At 25.3% G+C, this 1,019-nt stretch carries 2 protein-coding genes; both read left to right on the top strand.

All coding sequences use genetic code 11. The annotated features are described in order from the left end of the window. Window positions 1-393: Sua5/YciO/YrdC/YwlC family protein (locus RMO83_RS16965; RefSeq protein ID WP_310560889.1), on the top strand; the 393-nt coding region annotated here is incomplete at its 5' end. Between the two features lie 118 nt (window positions 394-511). Beyond that, on the top strand, window positions 512-907 hold the full coding sequence (locus RMO83_RS16960) for a GxxExxY protein (RefSeq protein ID WP_310560888.1): 396 nt from the start codon (window positions 512-514) through the stop codon (window positions 905-907). Window positions 908-1,019: the final 112 nt, after the last annotated feature.

Below are 1,019 nucleotides of genomic sequence, written 5' to 3'. Positions count from 1 at the left end.
TTGAATGGCGATAAAATTATTCATAACACCTTTAAAGAAGTTCCAGATGTTGCATGGCAAATAATGGATTTGTCCGAAAAACCAACTACTTTAATTCTCGATAAACCTCATAATGTAGCAAAAAACTTAATCGCAACAGATAACACTTTGGGAATTAGAGTAGTAAAAGATTCATTTTGTTTCAAATTATTAGAAAAGTTAAGAAAACCATTGGTTTCGACATCGGCAAATATTTCAGGAAAACCTACGCCAATGACATTTTCAGAAATATCAAAAGAAATTATAAATGGTGTTGACTATGTTGTAAATTTGTCTCGCGAAAAAAAATGTGGTAATCCATCGACAATTATTAAAATCGCTTTGGACAATCAGGTTAAAGTAATAAGAAATTAAAAATCAATCAACCGCTAATTCGCAAATTTTTATTTTTTTTAACCCAGTTGTATTTATTACTTGAATCTAAGTTGTAAAAAAAATAGAAATAATTTAATTAGCGGAAAAAAACATTAAATTGGAAGAATTAATATACAAAAAAGAAAGTTATCAAATTGTTGGAATTTTATTTGAAGTTCATAAAAATTTGGGGAAAGGTTTTTCAGAAATTGTTTACAAAGATGCAATAGAATACGAACTTAAAGTAAATAACATAAAATTTGAGAGAGAGAAAGAATATGCTGTTAAATATAAAAACTCTTATTTAAAACATAAATTTTATGCTGACTTTGTTATAGAAGATAAAATTGTTTTAGAAATCAAAACTGTCGATTGTTTTAATGCTAATCATTATAATCAATGTCTGAATTACTTGAAAATTTCGGAAAATAAGTTAGCAATTTTAGCAAATTTTAATTTAATTTCTTTAGAATATAAAAGAATAGTCGATTCAAAAAATAAATTAGCGAATTAACGGTATAAAATGAATTTTAAATCATCATTAAATAATAAAATTTTCGGAATAATATCAATTGCATCTCAAGAACTAAATCTTGAAAGTTATGTAATTGGCGGTTTTGTTCGTG

The sequence above is a fragment of the Flavobacterium sp. genome, from assembly GCF_031423415.1.
Taxonomy (GTDB): domain Bacteria; phylum Bacteroidota; class Bacteroidia; order Flavobacteriales; family Flavobacteriaceae; genus Flavobacterium.
Note: the sequence above shows the minus strand (reverse complement) of the source record. Positions and strands in the feature narration are given on the sequence as shown.